Source organism: Pseudomonas sp. MDT1-17, assembly GCF_054898105.1.
The window spans coordinates 5,521,667-5,539,049 of record NZ_JBUBVM010000001.1 but is presented as its reverse complement, the minus strand read 5'-3'; the positions used below and the strand labels follow the sequence as shown (position 1 = coordinate 5,539,049).

At 58.5% G+C, this 17,383-nt stretch carries 15 protein-coding genes and 1 pseudogene; 7 read left to right on the top strand and 9 right to left on the bottom strand.

Annotated elements, in window-relative coordinates; genetic code table 11:
* The first annotated feature begins 55 nt into the window (after positions 1–55).
* Positions 56–958 carry a DMT family transporter gene (locus ACYZTX_RS25600; RefSeq protein WP_462036379.1) on the top strand — a complete coding sequence of 301 codons (903 nt, stop codon included), beginning with the start codon at positions 56–58 and terminating at the stop codon, positions 956–958.
* Between the two features lie 29 nt (positions 959–987).
* On the opposite strand, the gene ACYZTX_RS25595 is transcribed toward ACYZTX_RS25600, so the two are convergent.
* The 4 genes and pseudogenes from ACYZTX_RS25595 to ACYZTX_RS25580 all read right to left on the bottom strand — a co-directional run bounded on the left by ACYZTX_RS25595 (position 988) and on the right by ACYZTX_RS25580 (position 5,096).
* Complete coding sequence (locus tag ACYZTX_RS25595; RefSeq protein WP_462036378.1) at positions 988–1,497, bottom strand: DUF2165 family protein; 510 nt, start codon at positions 1,495–1,497, stop codon at positions 988–990.
* A 140-nt stretch (positions 1,498–1,637) separates the two neighbouring features.
* Positions 1,638–2,612: a 2-hydroxyacid dehydrogenase gene (locus tag ACYZTX_RS25590; RefSeq protein ID WP_462036377.1), complete on the bottom strand. Its 975-nt coding sequence runs from the start codon at positions 2,610–2,612 to the stop codon at positions 1,638–1,640.
* Between the two features lie 172 nt (positions 2,613–2,784).
* A pseudogene (locus tag ACYZTX_RS25585) lies at positions 2,785–4,195 on the bottom strand (IS3 family transposase).
* 523 nt (positions 4,196–4,718) lie between these two features.
* Positions 4,719–5,096, bottom strand: a complete 378-nt coding sequence (locus ACYZTX_RS25580; RefSeq protein ID WP_462036376.1) for a DUF6124 family protein — start codon at positions 5,094–5,096, stop codon at positions 4,719–4,721.
* 460 nt (positions 5,097–5,556) lie between these two features.
* On the opposite strand from ACYZTX_RS25580, the gene ACYZTX_RS25575 reads away from it, so the two are divergent.
* Complete coding sequence (locus ACYZTX_RS25575) at positions 5,557–6,900, top strand: hypothetical protein (RefSeq protein WP_462036375.1); 1,344 nt, start codon at positions 5,557–5,559, stop codon at positions 6,898–6,900.
* Entirely contained in the window at positions 6,897–7,685 is a 789-nt protein-coding gene (locus tag ACYZTX_RS25570; protein WP_462036374.1) for a hypothetical protein, read from the top strand. The genes ACYZTX_RS25575 and ACYZTX_RS25570 overlap by 4 nt, the downstream gene beginning before the upstream one ends.
* 17 nt (positions 7,686–7,702) lie before the next feature.
* Here the strand turns inward: ACYZTX_RS25570 and ACYZTX_RS25565 are convergent, their stop codons facing one another.
* Positions 7,703–8,671 carry a LysR family transcriptional regulator gene (locus ACYZTX_RS25565; protein WP_462036373.1) on the bottom strand — a complete coding sequence of 323 codons (969 nt, stop codon included), beginning with the start codon at positions 8,669–8,671 and terminating at the stop codon, positions 7,703–7,705.
* Positions 8,672–8,954: 283 nt separating this feature from the next.
* Here ACYZTX_RS25565 and ACYZTX_RS25560 point away from each other — a divergent pair, with 283 nt between their 5' ends.
* The 4 genes from ACYZTX_RS25560 to ACYZTX_RS25545 all read left to right on the top strand — a co-directional run bounded on the left by ACYZTX_RS25560 (position 8,955) and on the right by ACYZTX_RS25545 (position 13,882).
* Positions 8,955–10,466 carry an efflux transporter outer membrane subunit gene (locus tag ACYZTX_RS25560; RefSeq protein WP_462036372.1) on the top strand — a complete coding sequence of 504 codons (1,512 nt, stop codon included), beginning with the start codon at positions 8,955–8,957 and terminating at the stop codon, positions 10,464–10,466.
* A 162-nt stretch (positions 10,467–10,628) separates the two neighbouring features.
* Positions 10,629–12,833 carry an FUSC family protein gene (locus tag ACYZTX_RS25555; RefSeq protein WP_462036371.1) on the top strand — a complete coding sequence of 735 codons (2,205 nt, stop codon included), beginning with the start codon at positions 10,629–10,631 and terminating at the stop codon, positions 12,831–12,833.
* A complete protein-coding gene (locus ACYZTX_RS25550; protein ID WP_024617598.1) occupies positions 12,823–13,023 on the top strand; it encodes a DUF1656 domain-containing protein in 201 nt (66 codons plus the stop codon). Before ACYZTX_RS25555 ends, ACYZTX_RS25550 begins: the two co-directional genes overlap by 11 nt.
* 10 nt (positions 13,024–13,033) lie before the next feature.
* Positions 13,034–13,882 (top strand): efflux RND transporter periplasmic adaptor subunit, encoded by an 849-nt coding sequence (locus tag ACYZTX_RS25545; protein ID WP_462036370.1) that lies wholly within the window; start codon positions 13,034–13,036, stop codon positions 13,880–13,882.
* A 21-nt stretch (positions 13,883–13,903) separates the two neighbouring features.
* On the opposite strand, the gene ACYZTX_RS25540 is transcribed toward ACYZTX_RS25545, so the two are convergent.
* From ACYZTX_RS25540 to ACYZTX_RS25525, 4 genes are all read right to left on the bottom strand, one after another.
* Positions 13,904–14,302 carry a DUF4440 domain-containing protein gene (locus ACYZTX_RS25540; protein WP_462036369.1) on the bottom strand — a complete coding sequence of 133 codons (399 nt, stop codon included), beginning with the start codon at positions 14,300–14,302 and terminating at the stop codon, positions 13,904–13,906.
* Positions 14,299–15,126, bottom strand: a complete 828-nt coding sequence (locus ACYZTX_RS25535) for an SDR family oxidoreductase (protein ID WP_462036368.1) — start codon at positions 15,124–15,126, stop codon at positions 14,299–14,301. The genes ACYZTX_RS25540 and ACYZTX_RS25535 overlap by 4 nt, the downstream gene beginning before the upstream one ends.
* Positions 15,127–15,160: 34 nt before the next feature.
* Entirely contained in the window at positions 15,161–15,625 is a 465-nt protein-coding gene (locus ACYZTX_RS25530; RefSeq protein ID WP_462036367.1) for a multidrug transporter, read from the bottom strand.
* 278 nt (positions 15,626–15,903) lie between these two features.
* A complete protein-coding gene (locus tag ACYZTX_RS25525; protein ID WP_462036366.1) occupies positions 15,904–17,355 on the bottom strand; it encodes a mannose-1-phosphate guanylyltransferase/mannose-6-phosphate isomerase in 1,452 nt (483 codons plus the stop codon).
* Positions 17,356–17,383: the final 28 nt, after the last annotated feature.

Below are 17,383 nucleotides of genomic sequence, written 5' to 3'. Positions count from 1 at the left end.
CAAGTGCCGCGAGGCTTGGCGCGGGACACTGAGCCCCTATTAAGGAGCTTTTGCCATGAACCTGTCGTTGTACTTGCTGACCGTGCTGATCTGGGGCACCACCTGGATTGCCTTGAAATGGCAACTGGGCGTGGTGGCGATTCCGGTGTCGATCGTCTATCGCTTCGGCCTCGCAGCATTGGTGCTGTTCGTCATGCTGCTGCTGAGTCGCCGCCTGCAAGTGATGAACCGTCGAGGGCATCTGATCTGCCTGGCGCAGGGACTGTGCCTGTTCTGCATCAACTTCATGTGCTTCCTGACCGCCAGCCAATGGATCCCCAGCGGTCTGGTCGCCGTGGTGTTTTCCACTGCAACCTTGTGGAACGCGCTCAATGCGCGGGTGTTCTTCGGCCAGAAAATTGCGCGCAATGTGCTGATGGGTGGCGCGTTGGGCTTGTTTGGACTTGGCCTGTTGTTCTGGCCCGAATTGGCGGGCCATACCGCCAGCCCGGAAACCTTGCTCGGGTTAGGTCTGGCATTGCTCGGGACCTTGTGCTTCTCGGCGGGCAACATACTTTCGAGCCTGCAACAGAAGGCCGGGCTCAAACCCTTGACCACCAACGCCTGGGGCATGGCTTATGGCGCGGCGATGTTGTCGGTGTGGTGCCTGGTCAAGGGCATTCCTTTCGAAATGGAATGGAACGCGCGTTACATCGGCTCGCTGCTGTACCTGGTGATTCCGGGATCGGTCATCGGATTCACCGCTTACCTGACACTGGTCGGGCGTATGGGCCCGGAACGTGCGGCTTATTGCACCGTGCTGTTCCCGGTCGTGGCACTGAATGTCTCGGCATTTGCCGAAGGCTATCAATGGACCGCGCCTGCGTTGGTCGGGTTGGTGTTGGTGATGCTGGGCAACGTGCTGGTGTTCCGTAAACCCAAGGTGCGTGTGTTGCAGCGGACCGGCAACTTGGCCTGACATTTTTTGGAGGTCGAGTGCGATACTATTCAGCGCTCGATCTTTAACGCAATATACATAAGTAACGGCAACATAAAATCAACGATGTGCCGAGCCCAATCCTTGGCATTCCATGTTTGTGATTTATCCATGTTGAACCATTCGACGCCCACGACTTGCAAACAGACGTAATAGATGAATAAACCGATCAATAGACCAATTATCGAGAATTTTTTTGCTTCATGAAATTCGCGGGCTGACGCATTCAGTTTTTGATAGAGGTGGTAAGTGCCCATCATGCAATAAACGGTGTAGGTCACTTCGAGGGTGATCATGAGCCAGTAAATTCGGTGGTGCGCCATGGGCGAAGTAATGGCCCGGTAGCTTAATCTCTCATTGTCATGGGTTGTGTCCATGCTCAGGACATGGGCGACAAATTCGTAGTTGGTGGAGTAGTCGGTGAAGTTGCCAAACATCACCAGAAGTCCAAAAAAACTTATATAACTCATCAGCGCTACTTTGCTTATTCTGATGATTTTTTCGGTAGTAAAGTTGTTCAAGATAATCGTTCTCCATATACATCGTCCGGGGTTGGATAAGTAGGGGAGAGTCTAAATCGCTTAGCTTTTTTTCGTGGGTTGACTGAGTTGCAAGTTGTGTAACGAACGGGGAAGACATTAAAAATGTCTGCCCCGTTGAATCAGCCTTTCCAGACTTGCGGGTTGACCAGATCTTGTGGCCGCTCGCCCAGCAGTGCACTGCGCAGGTTAGCCAATGCGCGGTTGGCCATGGCCTCGCGGGTTTCATGGGTGGCGGAGCCGATGTGCGGCAATGTCACCGCGTTTTTCAGTTGGAACAGGGGGGACTCGGCCAGCGGTTCTTTCTCGTAGACATCCAGCCCGGCGCCGCGAATGCGGTTGTTTTGCAGCGCTTCGATCAGGGCGGGTTCATCGACGACCGGGCCACGGGCGATGTTGACCAGGATGGCGCTTGGCTTCATCAGTGCCAGTTCGCGGTGGCTGATCAGGTGTCTGGTTTTCTCGCTGAGCGGCACGACCAGGCAGACGAAATCGGCTTCGGCCAGCAATTGATCGAGGCTGCGGAACTGCGCGCCGAGTTCTTGCTCCAGCTCGGTCTTGCGGCTGTTACCGCTGTAGATGATCGGCATGTTGAAGCCCAGCCGCCCGCGACGGGCGATGGCTGCGCCGATGTTGCCCATGCCGACGATGCCCAGGGTTTTGCCGTGCACATCGCAACCGAACAATGGCGCACCGACGGTGGCTTGCCACTGGCCGGCCTTGGTCCAGGCGTCCAGTTCGGCCACGCGGCGGGCGCTGCTCATCAGCAAGGCGAAGGCCAGGTCGGCGGTGCTTTCGGTGAGGACGTCGGGGGTGTTGGTGAGCATGATGCCGCGTTCGTTGAAGTAGGCGACGTCGTAGTTGTCGTAGCCGACGGAGACGCTGGAGACAACTTCCAGTTTGGCGGCGTTTTCCAGCTGTGCGCGACCGAGTTTGCGACCGACGCCGATGAGGCCGTGGGCGTGGGGGAGCGCTTCGTTGAATTGGGCGTGGATGTCGCCGTTTTTCGGGTTGGGTACGATGACGTCGAAGTCTTGCTTCAGGCGTTCGACCATTTCGGGGGTGACGCGGCTGAAGGCGAGGACGGTCTTTTTCATGGGAGGAGGGCTCGTCGGGCTTGGAGATTGCCAAGCACGCTAACATTCTTCTGCTGATGGGGTACATATCCGTTTCTGCGGTAACGGCGGCTGGCGGTTTCGCCCTTACGGCGAGTCCCTTTTGGCAAACGCGGTACGTGTCAAGGTACCTGTCGCCTTGGTACTCCTGCTGCTATGCCATCGCGGCCTTAACATCAGGGCGTTCGGGGTTCAAATACACCGCATCTGCCAATTTCCAGTTGCGCGTTCTGGTACTCCAGCGGCTCGGATTAGCTTCCCTGGCGTCTTCATACAGTGCTGCTCTGGCTTGTAATAGAGCCGTTGCCTTGCCTTCGTGGCGCTCGTTCGGCGTCACGTATTTCAAGGCACTGTGACGGTGGTCTTCGTTGTACCACTCGATAAATTTTTGCACCCAAAGCCTTGCTTCAGTGAGCGTATCAAACGGTTGGTCCGGCCAGAGCGGGCAGTACTTTGCCGTACGAAAAAGTGCTTCGGCGTAGGCATTGTCGTTGCTTACTCGCGGGCGGCTAAATGAAGGCTCGACGCCCAGAGCAACCATGCTTTCGCGTAATAAAGAGCCTCTCATGACGTGGCCGTTGTCCGAGTGCAGCACCAAAGGACGTCCCGCCGTTTGCTCTCGTAGACAGCCCTTTTCAAGCAGCTCACATGCATGCTCGGCGCACTCCACTTCATGCACTTCATTGGCTACCAAAAAAAACGGCCCTTAACTGTGCTCGGCAACCAGGTGATATCCCAGCACCAAACCTGATTGGGGCCCTCAGCACGATGTGTCGTCAGCACTCTGCGTTTCGGGGCTTTGACCCGACCACGGCGAACGTTTTGATTGGCGGCTTTTAATACGCGATAAAAGGTCGATTCCGAAGCCAGATAAATACCTTCATCTGCCAGTTTGGGCACGATCTGGTGGGGTGTGAGGCTGGCGTAGCCAGCCTGATTAGCGGCATCAAGCACTGCTTGGCGTTCTGCCTCGCTGAGTTTATTTGACGGTGCTGTCCGCTGAGCTAGCAGGCGCCCGTCGCCGTCGGTGTGTCGCCAACGTTGAACCGTGCGCAGGCTCAGTCCCAGCTCATCACATGCTCGATATCGGCGAGCCCCACCCAAGCCGCTTCAGTAATCAACTTCATGGCTTGCGTGCGATCAGAGGCGCTGATCAGTCTTCCTTGTCCTTGCCCCAAATCGCATTGGCTTTTTTTCTGAGTTCCAGCAAAGCCTCCGCTTCGGCCCGACCAGCGTCTGATCGGATCAACTGACGCTCCAGCTCTTTGATCCGTCGTTGCTCGGCAGTTTTCTCTGCGCTGGGCTTCAGATCAGCCAAGGTGTTGGCGTTTTGGCAGGCTTCGCGCCATTGCTGGATTTGCTCCGGATAAATGCCCTTTATTCGGCAATATTGAGAGATCTCCGGGCACGATCAGACCTTTATCTCTAGCCATTTGTCTCCAGTTACGCAGTGACTGTGGCGTGAGTTTGAGCGCAATCGCGAGCTCTGCCACCGAGCGATTAAGGGGCGGCATCATCTGCAGGACAACCCAGTCTTTGAAGTTGTCGTCATAACGTTTGGGCATTGCTAAATACCTTCGCCCTCTTGAATGAATGAGTCAATCAACAAGGGCGACAGGTAGCCTGACACGGAGGGAACGCCCCAAAAGGAACCAAAAGGTCTCGCCCCGAGCGTCCGGCCCCTCGCCTAGGCTCGGCGTTCCTTCGTTCCGGCATTCATCTGGGGGCATCGCCTCCGGTCGGCTTCGCTTCGACCTCCTCTCGATGTGTTCGACTGCGTCGAACGGCGCTGCGCGCCTGCCCCCCAGATGAACGCCTCCACTCAGCCTCCCGAAGGGGCGGGTGGATCAAGATCACAAGCTGCAGGCGAGCTAACGCTCGGCCTGTTGAGTGGTGAGAAGCGAAAGGCGTACCTGATCCATTGTGGGAGCTGGCTTGCCTGCGATGGCGGCCTGACAGCCGACCAATACATTGCTGATGTACCAAATTCAATTGTGGGAGCGGGCTTGCTCGCGAATGCGGTTTGTCATTCAGCATTAATATCGACTGAAGCACCGCTTTCGCGAGCAAGCCCGCTCCCACAAGGGATTAGCTGTGCGGCGCAGGTTTTGGTACGTCGATGTTATCCAGCACCCGGTTGGCGGTGATCTCCGCCACCATGATGCTGTTTGAAATGCCCAGCAGGGCATAGCGCGACCCACCCTCTAGATGATCCACCAACTGATGGACCATCACATCGACCGAGGCCAGCGTCTCGACCAAAAAAACCACGAGGGTTTCGGTAGTCGCCTCGGGGTCCACGGTAAACAGGGAGCTGGGCGTGCGCGGCGTGGCTTTGATGTCGGCAATCGACGGGAAGTGGAAGTCGAGGGCGCGCTCGGCGGCATCGTTGAGCTTTTTGGAATCGAGGGATTCGTAGGGGGAAACGTCGTCGGTTTCCGGGGGATTCGGTGTTTCTTTGATCATGCGAAAGTTACTCATTGGCAGATGAAGTGGAACTGCCATCTTTCGTTTTCCAGACGAAAGGGTGGCAGCCATGCGCGGACTGGAAAAACCGGTACACCCACCAAAAACCGGTAGACCCGAAGGTCTCCCGCGCACAGCCGCCATAACAAGGATTTGCGTGCAGAAAAAGCGCCGCAGTATGCCATGGGGTGTGGTAAGTGTTCGCCAGGTTTTCCAGACCTGATCGCTGATTTTGCAGCGACCCACAAAGCCTACCCATTTCCCGTCCGAACCAACAACCGACAGAACCCGTCGGAAACATTCCCCAAAATCACCCCGTCTGTAGGACCTACCGAGTTTGGCCGTTGCAATACAAGCCCAGATGATTCGGAACATCCCTACACGTAAAGACGATTCGCCCGGCATCCACCCTTGAGCCCACTCGCCAAAGTCCCCCGTTTCCAAGGAACGGGACACGAGCGTGACCAGACTCATCCCCCAAAACCAACTCGCCGGCCAGCACGGCCAAGTACTCGACAGCCATCAAGCTGTCGCCGACCTGCGTCAGGCGATGAACTATCCCTACGACCTGAAAGGCTTCGACGACCTGCTAAGCGCGGTCGGCGCGAACCGCTCCAACTACATGCAGGCCGCCAACCAGCAAAAGCTCATCAACGCCGTGAGCAACGGCGACTGGGCGATGGTCACGCCACGAATCGAGCCCGATAACGGTGGCGCTTCCTGGAACGCCTTCAAACCCAAACCCGAGCCACCACCGGCGCAACACCTCGTCGAAGAGCACGCCTTCGCCCTGCCTAAACCCGTGGAGTCGGGATTCCACATCATCCAGCGCCCCATGACCCTCGAAGCGCTGGAACGCTCGCTGTATGAAAATCCGCCAAGCGACGCTTTGCGCCGGGAATTCCGCTCGCTCAATCAGCATCTCGGCGAACGGGTGAAACCGGGGCAAATGGTGATTTTTAGTGATTCACGGCATTACATGTGCCGCCGCGAAGAAGCGCAGATGATCATCGCAGCAGAGAAGGTCAACGAAGCGCTCAAGGATCTGAGCGATGAAGAGGCTTCTTTCATGGTCGAAAATCATGAGGTGATTGAGCCGTTTTTGGAGGTGTCGGCGGGGTCGTTGGGTGTGGCGTCTTTCATGGTGGGGCAGCACCTCGAAAACCTGAAAGCCACGCTCATCGAGTTAGAGAAACTGCACCAGCAACAATACCGTCAACACGGCCACTTGCGATCAAGGGATTTTTTCACCCATCGAAAACGGATGATGGCAAAAATTAATGCCAGCCTTGGCCCGCTGGTACGTAAATGCACTGGCATTGCGGATCATCCCAGGCTTAAACGCGCACTGGGTCTTTCTAGTAGCAGAACAATTCACCATTGGAACAAGGCTGGAGCGCCTACCCAACTACCGGGCTATGCGACAAATATTCAAGGCGTAACCAGAGCTGTGAAGTACTTGAAGGCAGGAGGGTATGTTGGCATTGGGTTGGCTATGGGCGCGGCAGCAATGAGAGTTGGTGAAACCTGTCGAAGTGGAAGTGAGGAGGAATGCTCCCAAGCAAGATTCGTGGAGGGAGGTAAGTTGGCAGGAAGTATCAGCGGAGGCGTTGCTGCCGGATACGTAGCGAGTAGCGTAGTGAAATATGGAATTTGCGCAGCAATAGGAGTGGAGACGATGGGTGTTGGTGGGCTCGTCTGTGCGCTACTGGTATCGGGTGCTGTCGCCAGCGCGACGGGAACCAAAGGCTCAGAAATTGGCGGAGAGATAGGTGAAAAAATATATGAGCTCACACAACCATGAGTGCTGCTGAGAATATCCCTCTGATGGGCTGGGCACTTATTTTCCTTTTGGTTTTTCTCAGCCAGACCATTCTGTTGTTTGCCGCCTACTTCAAGCTTGATCAGATTGAAGATCACTTCATCACATCACACCTGGTGAGTATCAATCGAAACACTGCGGGTAACGGCCCGTTCGGACGGATGAATAGACTTAGATTGATTGGCGCTTTAACGGGCAGTTTCTATCAACATCAAATGTTGGACCCGTATGCGTTTATGGAGGCTGAAATCTTGCCGGAGCGCCTGAAGAAATGGGCTGTAATTCCAAAAAAACTGATGCGGATTGCTTTGGTCAGCGGTGGGCTACTCATGCTATGGAGTGGCTTTGAGTCTTTGCGTACGACAATTTCAAACCCGATGAGCGACCTGAGACTTCTCTACACAGGCATCTTGATCGGCTTTTTTGCCCTGATTTTTATCGTTTCACTGCTGCGGGTGTACATCAGTTTTTTCAAACTCGAAGAACTCGAATCTCACTTCCACGACTCTTACTTCGTAGGCCGCAACCGTCGGGTCATGGGTGATGGCCTGTACGGGCGACATTACCGCTTGAGTCATCTCTCCACCATGCTTCGAGGGGATGATGCATTCCTATTGAGAAGTGACCCGAGTTGTATCGATGAAATAAAACGCTTCCCTTTACACCTGCGACGCTGGGTCGTCATTCCCAATCTGATATTTGCCTATTCAATCGTTGGCCTTTGTGCGTATTGGCTCTGCGGAAAGTACGCCGGGCTGCTGGGTTAACCCGCAGTCCACACACCTCAATTCGCCACCCGAACCCCACCCATGCTCCCGCTCAATTCATACGCCACCAATTCCGCCTGATGCGCCGCCAATATCTCCGGCAACGACCCGCGCAAATACTCGACCCACGTTTTAATCTTTGCGTCCAAATACTGCCGCGACGGATAAATCGCATACAGATTCAATTCCTGCGAACGGTAGTTCGGCATCACTCGCACCAGCGTGCCGCTGCGCAACCCTTCAATCGCCGCATACACCGGCAGCACGCCAACCCCCATGCCGCTGGTGATCGCTGTCTTCATCGCATCAGCAGAGTTCACCAGAAACGGCGAGCTATTAATGGTGACCATTTCCTGGCCTTCCGGGCCGTCGAAGGTCCATTTCTCCAGCGGAATCACCGGGCTTACCAGCCGCAGACAGGCGTGGTTCAGCAAATCGCTGGGCTTGTGCGCGCAGCCGTTGGCTTTTACGTAGGCGGGCGAGGCGCAAACGATGCTGTAGGTGATGCCCAAGCGCTGGGAGACGAAGCCCGAGTCCGGCAGTTCGCTGGCGAGCACGATGGACACGTCGTAGCCCTCGTCCAGCAGGTCCGGCACGCGGTTGGCCATGGTCAGGTCGAAGGTGACGTCGGGGTGGGTTTTGCGATAGCGGGCGATGGCGTCGATCACGAAGTGCTGACCGATGCCGGTCATGGTGTGCACCTTGAGTTGCCCGGTCGGGCGGGCGTGGGCGTCGCTGGCCTCGGCTTCGGCTTCTTCGACGTAGGCCAGGATCTGCTCGCAGCGCAATAGGTAGCGCTTGCCGGCTTCAGTCAGGGCGATGCGGCGGGTGGTGCGGTTGAGCAGGCGGGTTTGCAGGTGGGCTTCCAGGTTGGAGACCGCGCGCGAGACGTTGGCCGTGGTGGTGTCGAGTTGCACGGCGGCGGCGGTGAAGCTGCCGGCCTCGGCCACGTAACTGAAGGCGCGCATGTTTTGCAAAGTGTCCATGGGGTGCTCTCGAGGGCGATGGCAAATTGTGACACGAAGTTTCAGGGTCTGAGACCCCGACTAACGGATTATCGCGCTAACGGTAACAAAGATTCACAGGATTCCCAGCTTATCGCCATCAAAGCCGACCCCTAGAATTGCGCCCACCTCTGTAGGAGCTGTCGAGTGAAACGAGGCTGCGATCTTTTGATCCTTGCTTTTAAAGGCAACATCAAAAGATCGCAGCCTCGTTTCACTCGACAGCTCCTACAGGGGATCTCCCTCAGTTCAGGAAATCGCAGCAGTGCCGCGTCGCATCAGCAGAGCGCTTCAGACGCTCAGTGTTTTGGCTTTATCCCTGGCAATCAGCGGCTGCATCGGTACCGCAGGTTTGACCCCACAGGGCAAGGCACTCGAGGCCAATTCATTGGCCACCGACGAAGCCATCCAGAGCGCCGCGCAAGACGCTCACTGGCCTACCGCCCAATGGTGGCAGGCGTATGGCGACCGGCAATTGAACCGCTGGATCGACCTCGCCCTGCAAGGCAGCCCGACCATGGCCATGGCCGCCGCGAGGGTGCGTCAGGCCAAGTCCATGGCCGGCATTGCCGAGTCCGCCGAGTCGTTGCAGATCAATGGCGAATCCACGCTCAAACGCCACAACTGGCCCACCGATCAGTTCTACGGGCCGGGCGAGTTGGCGAACACAACGACTTGGGACAACAACGCCGCGCTGGGTTTCAGCTATGCCCTCGACCTCTGGGGCCGCGAAAGCAACGCCACCGAGCGCGCCGTGGACATGGCCCACATGACCGCTGCCGAAGCACGGCTGGCGCAGCTCGAATTGCAGAACAACATCGTGCGCGCCTACATCGAACTTTCGTTGCATTACGCGCAACGGGACATCGTCGCCGCGACCCTGAAACAGCAACAGCAAATTCTCGACCTGGCGCAAAAGCGTCTCAACGGCGGCATCGGCACCCATTTTGAAGTCAGCCAGGCCGAAACGCCGTTGCCGGAAACCCATCGTCAGATCGATGCGCTGGACGAAGAAATCGCCCTGAGCCGCAATCAACTCGCCGCGTTGGCAGGTTTTGGCCCGGGGGAGGGCGCGCAGTTGCTGCGGCCGACGCTGTCGTTGGGCGCGCCGCTGAAGTTGCCGTCGTCCTTGCCAGCGCAATTGCTCGGACAACGCCCGGACGTGGTTGCCAGTCGCTGGCAAGTGGCGGCCCAGGCGCGAGGCATTGATGTGGCTCACGCCGGGTTTTATCCCAACGTCGATCTGGTCGGCAGCCTGGGCTACATGGCCACGGGCGGTGGAGCGTTGGAGTTCCTGACCGGCAAGAAGCTCAACTACAGCGTCGGCCCGGCCATTTCGTTGCCGATCTTCGATGGCGGCCGTTTGCGTTCGGAGCTGGGCGAAGCCTCGGCCGGTTACGACATCGCCGTGGCCAAGTACAACCAGACGCTGGTCAACGCGCTGAAAAACATCTCCGACCAACTGATCCGCCGCAAATCCATGGACAAGCAGCAAACCTTCGCCGCCGAGTCGGTGGCCACCGCGCAGAAGACTTACGACATCGCGATGGTCGCCTATCAGCGCGGCCTCACCGATTACCTCAACGTGCTTAACGCCCAGACTTTGTTGTTCAAGCAGCAGCAGGTTCAGCAGCAGGTTCAGGCCGCACGCCTCAGTGCTCATGCCGAACTGGTGACCGCTTTGGGCGGTGGACTCGGTGCGGGTAACGACGTGCCAAGAGACAGCCAGACCCAGGCACCGAAAACCCTGGCCCTGCTTGAGAATCTCCCGAATTGAACACGGACCTTGTGGGAGCGGCGGTGCGGCGATCCGACTTGCTCGCGAAGAGGGCGTGTCAGTCAATGATGATGTCACCTGACACACCGCTTTCGCGAGCAAGCCCGCTCCCACAGGAACCGAGTTCTCGCCGCACAACTTCTGACCACTGAGCAGGATTTCATGACTCCCTTGCCCGCACCTCTGCGCTGGCTGTATTCCCTTGAATGGCGCCGGGGTTTCTTCGACTGGGCGCGCAGCGATGGCGTGACCTGGGTCTACATTTTCAAGGTGCTGTTCGCGGCGTTCCTGACCCTGTGGCTGGCCATGCGTCTGGAGTTGCCGCAGCCGCGCACGGCGATGATTACCGTGTTCATTGTCATGCAACCGCAGAGCGGGCACGTGTTGGCCAAGAGTTTCTATCGCTTCCTCGGCACGTTGGCCGGCTCGGCGGTGATGGTCGCGCTGATTGCCTTGTTCGCCCAAAACACTGAATTGTTCCTCGGTTCGCTGGCGATCTGGGTGGGCATCTGCTCGGCCGGCGCGGCGCGCTATCGCAACTTCCGCGCCTACGGTTTCGTGCTCGCCGGATATACCGCGGCGATGGTCGGTTTGCCCGCATTGGCGCACCCGGACGGCGCGTTCATGGCCGCCGTGTGGCGGGTGCTGGAAATCTCCCTGGGGATTATTTGCGCCACGCTGGTCAGTGTCGCGATCCTGCCGCAAACCGCCAGCGCCGCGATGCGCAACGCCTTGTATCAGCGCTTCGGCGTGTTCGCATTATTCGTCACCGATGGCTTGCGCGGTCGCAGCAAGCGGGAGGCTTTCGAGGCGAGCAACGTGCGTTTCATCGCAGAGGCGGTGGGGCTGGAAGGGTTGCGCAGCGTGACCGTGTTCGAGGACCCGCACATGCGTCGACGCAACGGTCGGCTCAGTCGACTGAACAGCGAGTTTATGGGCATCACTACACGCTTCAACGCCCTGCACCAATTGCTTGAACGCTTGCGCAGCAACGGCGCCGATCACGTGGTCGCGGCGATCAAACCGGGTTTGCAGGACCTCGCCGAACTGCTCGACGGCTTCAGCGGCCGTGCCCTGACCGACGCGGATGCGGGGCGTCTGGTGATCGCGTTGACCGCCTATAAAGAAGGTTTGCCGGCACGCGTTCGCAGCTTGCGGGCGACCTTTCAGGAGAGCAATCCGAGCGACGCCGAGCAACTGGATTTTCACACTGCATACGAATTGCTCTATCGCTTCGTCGATGACCTGCACAGTTATGCACAGACCCACGCGTCGCTGGCTGATCACAGCCATGCGCGCGAGCTTTGGGATGAGCCGTTCACCCCGCAAACCAACTGGATGGCGTCGGCCGCCTCGGGGATTCGCGCGGCATTCATTCTGGTTGTGCTGGGCAGCTATTGGGTCGCCACCGCGTGGCCGAGCGGAGCGACCATGACGCTGATCGCCGCCGCGACCGTGGGCCTTTCAGCGGCGACACCGAATCCAAAACGCATGGCATTCCAGATGGCTTGCGGGACGCTCCTCGGGGCCCTGATCGGCTTCGTCGAGATGTTTTTCATCTTCCCCTGGATCGATGGTTTTCCGTTGCTCTGCGTGATGCTTGCACCGGTGATCGTGCTCGGTTCGTTTCTGAATTCACGGCCACAATATGCGGGCGTAGGGCTCGGCCTGCTGATCTTTTTCAGCACCGGTTCGGTGCCGGACAACCTCACCGTTTACAACCCTTACGCCTTTATCAACGACTACATCGCCATGGTGCTTGGCATGCTGGTCTGCGCCGCCGCCGGGGCGATTATTCTGCCGCCCAACAGTCGCTGGTTGTGGCGTCGGCTGGAGCAGGATTTGCGCGGCCAGGTGGTGTACGCCATCAGCGGCAAACTCAAGGGCCTGGCGTCAAGTTTCGAAAGCCGCACCCGCGACCTGCTGCATCAGGCCTACGGTCTCGCGGCCGGGCAGCCGCAGGTACAACGGGACTTACTGCGCTGGATGTTCGTGGTGCTGGAAGTCGGTCACGCGATCATCGAGTTACGCAAGGAACAGGTGATCCTGCCGGTGCATCCGGCCTACGCCGAATCTCAGCCCTGGCGTCAGTCAATCAGGGTGATGGGCCGCTCGCTAGTGCGGCTGTTTCTGCAACCGAGCCAGAGCAATCTGGAGCGTGGACTGATCGCCGTCGATCACGCGATCAGCCGCGTACAAGCCACCGACGAACCTTTCGCACCGCACTTCGACACCTCGGCCCTGCGTCGGGTGAAGAGCTACCTGCACTTCATCCGCACCTCGTTGCTGGATCCGCAATCACCGCTCGCCGGCTACATAAATGCCACCGCCTCCGCCAAGCCCCAAGGACTTGAACATGCCTCGTGAAATCGCCTTCCACGGTGTGTACATGCCGACCATGACCCTGATGTTTTTCATCGCGGCGGCGCTGGCCTGGGCGCTGGACCGGTTCCTGTCCGGGCTCGATCTGTACCGCTTTTTCTGGCACCCGGCGCTGTTGCGCCTGAGTCTGTTTACCTGTCTGTTCGGCGCCCTGGCGCTGACTGTTTACCGTTGAGAACGCTCTGATGAAAAAGCTTTTCAGTCTGCTCGCCACTCTGCTGGTGCTGGCCCTCGCGATATGGATCGGCCGGACCCTCTGGGTGCATTACATGGACACGCCGTGGACCCGCGACGGCCGGGTGCGCGCCGACATCATCAACGTGGCGGCGGACGTTACCGGAGAAGTGGTGGACGTGCCGGTGCGTGATAACCAGTTGGTGAAGAAGGGCGATTTGCTGATGCGCATCGATCCCGAGCACTACCGCATTGCGGTCAAACAGGCACAGTCGCTGGTGGCCTCACGCAAGTCGACGTGGGAGATGCGCAAGGTCAATGCCCACCGCCGCGCCGACATGGACAACCTGGTGATCTCCAGGGAAAACCGCGACGACGCCAGCAACATCGCTGACTCGGCACTGGCCGATTACCAGCACGCTCAGGCGCAACTGGAAGCTGCCGAACTGAACCTCAAACGTACCGAGGTCCGCGCAGCGGTGGACGGTTACGTGACCAACCTCAATGTGCATCGCGGCGATTACGCGCGCATCGGCGAAGCGAAAATGGCCGTGGTCGACATGAACTCGTTCTGGGTCTACGGCTTCTTCGAAGAAACCAAATTGCCCCACGTGCGGGTCGGCGATAAAGCCGACATGCAGTTGATGAGCGGGGAAGTGCTGAAGGGGCATGTGGAGAGTATTTCTCGCGGTATCTACGACCGCGATAACCCGGAAAGCCGCGAGCTGATTGCGGACGTGAACCCGACATTTAACTGGGTGCGGCTGGCGCAGCGAGTGCCGGTGCGGATTCACATTGATGAAGTGCCGGAGGGTGTGCTGTTGGCGGCGGGGATAACGTGTACGGTGGTTGTTAACTGACCGTAAGACCGAGTCGCGGCCTTACTCCTTGCAAAGCGTCTCATGCAAATGCCGCCAGATCACCTTGCCATCCGCCTGCTTCTCAAACACCACCGTCGATCGCCGATCAGAGTGCAACCCCGTCGCATCCGTCTGCTGCTCGCGATAACTCACAGTCGCGCCACCGTCGTACAGAGCGATGCCACGCAATTCGCTGAGCTCAATTCTGAACCCGAGCTTCTTTCCGCCCGCCAGCAGAAATAACTCATTCAGCGCCTCAAAATCCAGCACCCGTCCCAATGGCGAGATCATGGAAAACTGTGGCGAAAAACGCGTCAGCAGTTGTTCAAGCTCTGACGCGTCTCGGTCCTCGGCCAGCCACTGCTCGATGGCAACGTGGGCCTGGATCACTTCGTCGAAGTATTCGGTGTAGTCGGTCATGGGAGCTGCCCCTTCAATCCAAACCGCTTCATTAATCCCGCTTCCAGCCAGGCTTTAGGCAACAACCCCGCCAGCAACGGCAGCGCCCGACTGCCATTGCCCAGACGAATCAGACGCGGTGGTTTGCTCTGCTGCACAGCCTTGAGCAAATCCTCTGCAAACTCCTTGGCGGGCGTCGGCTTGTCCTGGGAGGCCTTGGCCCGCGCGCGTATACCTTCACGTAGCGGAAACCACGGCGATTGTTCGGTGATCAACTGCTCAGCCTCATGACCGGCATTCTTGGCAAAACTGGAGGCGATGGCGCCCGGTTGGACTTCCATGACCCGTACGCCAAACGGCGCCAGTTCCATACGCAACGCATCGGTCAAGGCATGCACCGCCGCTTTCGAGGCGCAGTAGGCGCCGGCGAATGGCGTGACCAAAACCCCGGACACGCTGCCGATGTTCACCACCAGACCCTTGGCGCGGCGCAGCACCGGGAACAGGGCGCGGGTGACGCCGACTATGGCGAACACATTGGTTTCGAATTGCCGCTGCATGGCCGGCACACCGCCGTCGAGCAACGGCCCCATGGCGCCGTAACCGGCGTTGTTGATCAGCACGTCGAGGCCGCCATGTTGCTGGTTGATGCGCTCGCTCAAGTGTTCGAGTGCCGCACCGTCGTTGACGTCCAGTTGCACGGCGGTGAAACCGGCAGCGGCCAGCGCCACCACATCTTCAGCCTTGCGGGCGCTGGCCCAGACTTCGTATCCGGCACCTTTGAACACCTCGGCGAGGGCGCGGCCAATGCCGCTGGAACAACCGGTAATCAATGCAACGGGCATGGCGCGGTCCTTGTGCAAAAAGAGAAAGGGAAGATCAATCGGAGAAACTACCGTGCAAACGCTCGGCGCGAAACTCCAGCGTTTGCGGGCGATAACCAGGACGCAGCGGCGGCATCGGCAAACAGTCTTCCCAGTTTGCGCCGGCCTGCAGTTCGCCGGGGCCGCGATAGCGTGGTGCGGCGTATTGATTGTCGGCCAGATTGACCGTGTCGCCCGGCGCATAGGCTGCGATGCGCCAGCGCAGTTCGGTCAGCGGCACGTCGTTGCCGTTGCTCATTTTCAGTTGCAACGGGCGATCGGCCGGGCACTGTTCGGGCGCATAAGTGATGCGCAGCTCGAGACGTGCCAGTTGCTTGACCTCGCGGTTATCCAGCCAGATCACCCATGTTGCCACCAGGGCCAACCCAATGGCGGCTGCCACAGAGACGGGCAAGGCCTTGGTTGGGTAGCGCAGCAAAAGTATCAGCCAGGTAATGACCAGCAGGACGCCGATGAACATGACGCAAAACCTCGGGAGGGGAGAAGGTCATCCTACCTAAGCGTGGGTGCGGTTGGCGATGGGCTTGATGGGTGTGGTGGATATGATGGCCCTTTCGCGAGCAGGCTCGCTCCCACAGTGGATCTGCGGCGTGCACCAAACCCCTGTGGGAGCGAGCCTGCTCGCGAAGGGGCTAGCCGAGGCAACACAAAATCCAGACAAAAAAAGCCCCCACCCAACCCGCTGCGGATAGGGAAAACGCAGCGGGTCGGACGGGGGCTTCTGGTGTTACAGATCAATTACCGCGCGATGGTTTTCACCGATACGCCGCGGTCGATCGGGGTAGAGCGACCGTAGATATCTTCAAACCGCTCGATATCGTCTTCGCCCAGGTAGCTGCCCGATTGCACTTCGATGATTTCGAGTGGAATCTTGCCCGGGTTGCGCAGGCGGTGGACCGAGGCGATCGGGATGTAGGTCGACTGGTTTTCAGTGAGCAGGAACACGTTTTCGTCGCAGGTCACTTCAGCCGTGCCGCTGACCACGATCCAGTGTTCGGCTCGGTGGTGGTGCATCTGCAGCGACAGGCACGCGCCCGGTTTGACCGAGATGCGCTTGACCTGGAAGCGGCCGCCCATGTCCACCGAGTCGTAGGAGCCCCACGGACGATAGACTTCGCAGTGAGTCTGGGTTTCGCTGCGGCCCTGCTCGTTGAGGGTGTTGACCATCTGTTTCACGCCTTGGACCTTGTCCTTGTGGGCGATCATCATGGCGTCCTTGGTTTCGACGACCACGATGTTTTCCAGGCCAATCACCGACACCAGTTTGCCGTTGCCATGGATCATGCAGTTTTTGCTGTCCTGGATGACGACGTCGCCTTTGGTGACGTTGCCGTTGGCGTCTTTTTCATTCACTTCCCACAACGACGCCCAGCAGCCGACATCGCTCCAGCCCGCGGTCAGCGGTACGACGCAGGCGCGCTGGGTTTTTTCCATCACTGAGTAGTCGATGGAATTGTCCGGGCAGCAAGCGAAGGTGGCGGCGTCGAAGTCGACGGTGTCGGCATCCTGCTCGCTGCGTTCCAGGGTCAGCAGGCAGGTGTCGTAGATGTCCGGATCGTGTTTTTTCAGCTCTTCGAGGAAACGGCTGGCGCGGAACAGGAACATGCCGCTGTTCCAGAAATAACCGCCGGACTCGACGAACTCGGTGGCGCGCTTCACGTCCGGTTTTTCGACGAAGTGCGAGACGCGGCTGACGCCTTCCGGCAGCAGCGAATCATTGGTCGACTTGATGTAGCCATAGCCGGTTTCCGGTTTGGTGGCCGGTACGCCGAACAGCACCATTTCGCCGTTTTCTGCAGCGACGGTGGCCAGGGCCAGCGCGCGTTGCAGGGCTTTCTGATCTTCCAGCACGTGGTCGGCCGGCAGCACCAGCATCAACTCGTCGCGACCTTCGTTGACCAGCATCATTGCGGTCAAGGCCACGGCCGGTGAGGTATTGCGGCCGAACGGTTCCATCAGGATGCGCTGAACGTCCAGTTTACGGGCGGCCAGTTGCTCGTTGACGATGAAACGGTGTTCTTTGTTGCAGACCACGATCGGGGTGTCCATGCCTTCGAACACCAGGCGTTCCAGGGTTTGCTGGAACAGTGTTTGTTCGCCGGTCAGGGCGAGAAATTGCTTGGGGAATTGCTTACGCGAAAGCGGCCAAAGACGTGAGCCGCTACCACCTGACAAGATCACCGGAATCATGTTGTTACTCCTTGAAAATCGTATGGGT